Annotated in this window: 7 protein-coding genes; all 7 read right to left on the bottom strand. The window is 68.3% G+C overall.

The window, feature by feature from the left end:
* The coding region (locus LCE31_RS38030) for a single-stranded DNA-binding protein (protein ID WP_225022720.1) at nucleotides 1-526 on the bottom strand (526 nt) is incomplete at its 3' end.
* Nucleotides 523-1,314 (bottom strand): hypothetical protein, encoded by a 792-nt coding sequence (locus LCE31_RS38025; RefSeq protein ID WP_225022718.1) that lies wholly within the window; start codon nucleotides 1,312-1,314, stop codon nucleotides 523-525. The genes LCE31_RS38025 and LCE31_RS38030, both read right to left, overlap by 4 nt.
* Nucleotides 1,315-1,454: 140 nt before the next feature.
* The gene (locus LCE31_RS41415; protein ID WP_374118694.1) at nucleotides 1,455-1,988 is read right to left on the bottom strand and encodes a WhiB family transcriptional regulator; all 534 of its coding nucleotides are present in this window, start codon (nucleotides 1,986-1,988) and stop codon (nucleotides 1,455-1,457) included.
* Nucleotides 1,985-2,500, bottom strand: a complete 516-nt coding sequence (locus LCE31_RS38015; RefSeq protein WP_225022716.1) for a RusA family crossover junction endodeoxyribonuclease — start codon at nucleotides 2,498-2,500, stop codon at nucleotides 1,985-1,987. Before LCE31_RS38015 ends, LCE31_RS41415 begins: the two co-directional genes overlap by 4 nt.
* Nucleotides 2,497-2,718: a hypothetical protein gene (locus tag LCE31_RS38010; RefSeq protein ID WP_225022714.1), complete on the bottom strand. Its 222-nt coding sequence runs from the start codon at nucleotides 2,716-2,718 to the stop codon at nucleotides 2,497-2,499. Before LCE31_RS38010 ends, LCE31_RS38015 begins: the two co-directional genes overlap by 4 nt.
* Nucleotides 2,715-3,158, bottom strand: coding sequence for a DUF5131 family protein (locus tag LCE31_RS38005; protein WP_225022712.1), 444 nt, complete (start codon nucleotides 3,156-3,158; stop codon nucleotides 2,715-2,717). The genes LCE31_RS38010 and LCE31_RS38005 overlap by 4 nt, the downstream gene beginning before the upstream one ends.
* Nucleotides 3,155-3,430 (bottom strand): hypothetical protein (locus LCE31_RS38000; protein ID WP_225022711.1); only part of this gene is annotated, 276 nt, incomplete at its 5' end. The genes LCE31_RS38005 and LCE31_RS38000, both read right to left, overlap by 4 nt.

The following is a 3,430-nucleotide window of genomic DNA, read 5'->3' as shown; positions in this document are numbered from 1 at the left end:
GAGGCAGGTCCTCCCCACCACCCGAGCCGCTACCCCAACCCCCAGCAGTCTGACCCGCCGGCGCCTGCGACGACCACGGATCGTCCTGCACCTGCGATCCCTGCTGGCCCTGACGCGCCTGCTGGAACTCCTGCCGGCCCTGACCCTGACCGCCGCCGGACGTCTTCGTCACCTGCGCCGTCGCCCGCAGCAGACTCGGGCCCACTTCCTCGACGTCCACCTCGAAGACTGTCCGCTTGACGCCCTCACGATCCTCGTAGGACCTGGACTTGAGGCGGCCCTGCACGATGACCCGCATTCCGCGCTGCAAGGTCTCCGCGGCGTGCTCTGCCTGCTGCCGCCACACCGAGCACGTCAGGAACAGCGCACCGTCCTTGTCGTCCTCCCACGCGTTCGTGTCGCGGTTGAACTTCCGCGGCGTCGACGCGACCCGGAACTTGGCCACCGCGGCGCCCGCCGGGGTCCATCGCAGCTCAACTTCGTCTACGAGGTTCCCGATCAAGGTGATCTCGGTCCCGTTGCTCATGCCGCACTCTCCATCTCGTCTCGGGTCAGTCCCCGCTCGCTCAGCGGGATGTACACACGCCTCCACAGGCGCCGGCCCTCCTCATCACGGGCCTTCTTCTTCGCTCGTTCCCACGCCCGCGATACAGCCTCCGCAGACGTATCGAGGCGCTCCCCGACCTGTGCAGGCGTCAAGTCGGTCCACTCCATGAGGTGGACGATCGCCGCGCGGCGGCCCTCACGGTCGAGGATCACCGACTCGCCCATCAGCCACCTGGCAACCACGTTCGACCCCTCAGTCGGCTTGGCCGACGCAACTGGCGCGACCTCGGGCTCCGCGTCCGGGTCATCGATCGTGTCGTCGTCCCACGCAAGAGCCGAGCAGAAGCCCATCCGCATGGCCTCTGCCTGCACGCGGGATACGGAGTACAACGAGACTCCATGGTCCAGGGGGTCCTGGTTCCACCACGCGTCGTACATGGCTGCCACCCCGCGGGCCACTCGGGCGGTGACCCGGTCACGGTTGCAGGCCTTCCGGAAGCTCTGCGGCAACATACCGACCTGCTCGGCCATCAACCGGGAAGGCCACCCCCGCACAGCCAGAGCCTCCATCCGGCGTCGCGTGCCCGTCGCGTCGATACGGGCACCATCCGGGAAGTCACTCAACGACGGCCAGTACGCCAGGATCACCTCGGCGGTTTCCCGACGCACTTGCCGGCCGGGCCCGTAGTCACCGCGCCCCCACATCAGGTGTTGCAGTGAGGACTCCTGGGCAAGCCCCACGCGCTTCGCGATCTCCCAGTACGGCATGCCCGCAGCGTTCACCGCCCGAAGGTGCTCCCTGACGGGCTCGGCATCCACGAAGGGCTGCCACTGGCCTGCCCGCTTCAAGCTGCGGGCCTGGCGCTGCCAGCGCGTGTATGCAGCCCGCAGCTCCGGAGTCGTACGGTTCATGCCGCCATCACCAGGATCTTCAGGGCAGCCTCAGCGCTGCCAGCCTGGGCCACGAGCTGGCGGGCAACACGTAGTGCATCGCTACTCGTCCCCAAATCCCTCGCGATACTCCGCTGGTTCAGCCCCTGGGCCCTCAACTGAACGACACGACCGTACGTCTCCAGGACACGGACCACGGCAGGTCGCCGCGGCTTCGCAGCCGGCCGTTCCGGGCTGCTCAGGTCCAGGGCCCGCGCGACAGCTTTCTGACGCCTCGCGGGGTTTCGCTTCCGCAGGGTGACCTTGCGTTCGTCCTCGGTGAGGCCGCCCCACACGCCGTACGGCTCTCGCCTCTTGAGCGCGGAGGTCCGGCATTCGACCTGGATCGGGCAGCGGGCACAGATCCGCTTGGCCTCCAGGATTCTGAGGGGGATGGTGTGGCCGTCGGGGAAGAACAGGTCGGGGTCGGCGGTGCGGCAGGCGCCTTGGCCTCGCCAGTCGGTGTTGAGACCTGCGGCTGGAGTTATGGTGCGGCTGGGTCGCTGGGTCACTGGTCGGCTCCGTTCAGGGTGTAGAGGCGGATGATGGCGCCGGGCTGGTCGAGGGCGTCGGGGTGCTCGCCGGGGTAGACCTTGCGGTTGTGGTTCTCGATGACGCGGCCGTCGTCTTCCCAGGCGCGGGCCTTGGTGATGGCGTCGTAAGTCGAGCGTTCGAGTTTGTCGATGTCGGGTGTGACGGCCGGGTAGGTGCGGCGCCGCTTCGGCGCGTTGACGGGCTTGGGCATGGTGAAGGTGATGTCCGCGCGTGCCGGTCCGGTGATGGGGTGTGCTTGGCCTCGGAGTAACGCGGCCTCGATCGCGGCCTGGACCTTGGCGCGCCAGGGCTTGACCTTGGTGGAGGACTCCCGCATGAGGGGAATGGCCTTGCCGGTCTTGCGGCTTCGTCCGTATCCGACGGCGGTCTTGCTGCCCAGGGGTCCTGCGAGGCCGTAGACGATGACGGTGAGGGCTGGGGTGGGATGCCAGTCGTATGCGGTGGTGTAGTCGGGGATGGTGAGGGTCATCGTGGGAGCTCCTTGATGGGGATGGGGCCGTTGATGCTGCGGCGGAGGTAGGTGGCTTCACCGGGTCTGTGGCCTAGGTGCCACTGGAGGCAGAACTTGCACTGGTAGGGCTTGAGGGCGTCGCCGCCGGTGGTGCGTATCTGGTTGGCGCGGTGCTTGGCGGATCGGCGGTCGCGGTAGCGCTGCTTGAGGTGGCAGGCGACGTCGTACTCGCTCATGTGCGTGCCGGGAACTGGTCCCAGGTACGTCCGTCCAGCTCGCGGCCCGCGGCCTTCTTGCCGAGGCGTGCGAGTTCGACACGGTGGCCCATGTTGTCGACTGGGTCGCCGGCAAGGAGGGTTCCCTTGCTGGTGCCGCCGATGACGAGGTAGCCGGTGGGCCCGTACTCGCCCCACTGCTTGAAGAAGAAGGGGACGTGCTCGTAGTCCCAGGTGCCGGTGCTGCTGAGGCAGTGGGATGAATCGATGACGGCCCAAGCCCCGTCGCCGCGGTAGGTGACGTTGATGGTGAAGCGGTGCCGGTTGATGTGGCCCTCGGGGAGGCAGGAGACGACGTACTGGGTGGCCTGGACGGTCGCTGTCGGGGCGGTGCTGGCTTCGTCGCGGGCGCGCTGCTGTACGGCGAGGTACCAGGCGGGGAGTTCTTCGTCGGTGGTCATGACTGGGGGTGCTCTTTCGGCTGCTCGGCGTCGGCGGCGTGGGTGTCGCGGAGTTCGGTGACGTCGGTTTTGACGGTGTCGGCGCTCGCGGTGTGGGCGCGGGTGAGGGCGTCGCCGAGTGCTCGGGCGCGGCGTGCCAGGAGGTCGGCGGCGCCGTGGCCGCTAGTGCATGACCAGGTCGCGAGTTCGGCTTTGTGGAGGCTGCGGCCGTCGGTGATGGGGTGTTGGTGGGCGGCGCCGGTTCGGCAGGGGATGGTGGCGAGGAATGGGGT

The organism is Streptomyces sp. 8L (assembly GCF_020176795.1).
In the GTDB taxonomy this organism is placed as follows: domain Bacteria; phylum Actinomycetota; class Actinomycetes; order Streptomycetales; family Streptomycetaceae; genus Streptomyces.
Note: the sequence above shows the minus strand (reverse complement) of the source record. Positions and strands in the feature narration are given on the sequence as shown.

What these genes read in the sequence shown, in the direction of transcription:
- LCE31_RS38025 (WP_225022718.1), bottom strand. Translation starts at nt 1,314, where the DNA reads ATGCCGTACTGGGAGATCGCGAAGCGCGTGGGGCTTGCCCAGGAGTCC.
- LCE31_RS38015 (WP_225022716.1), bottom strand. Translation starts at nt 2,500, where the DNA reads ATGACCCTCACCATCCCCGACTACACCACCGCATACGACTGGCATCCC.
- LCE31_RS38010 (WP_225022714.1), bottom strand. Translation starts at nt 2,718, where the DNA reads ATGAGCGAGTACGACGTCGCCTGCCACCTCAAGCAGCGCTACCGCGAC.
- LCE31_RS38005 (WP_225022712.1), bottom strand. Translation starts at nt 3,158, where the DNA reads ATGACCACCGACGAAGAACTCCCCGCCTGGTACCTCGCCGTACAGCAG.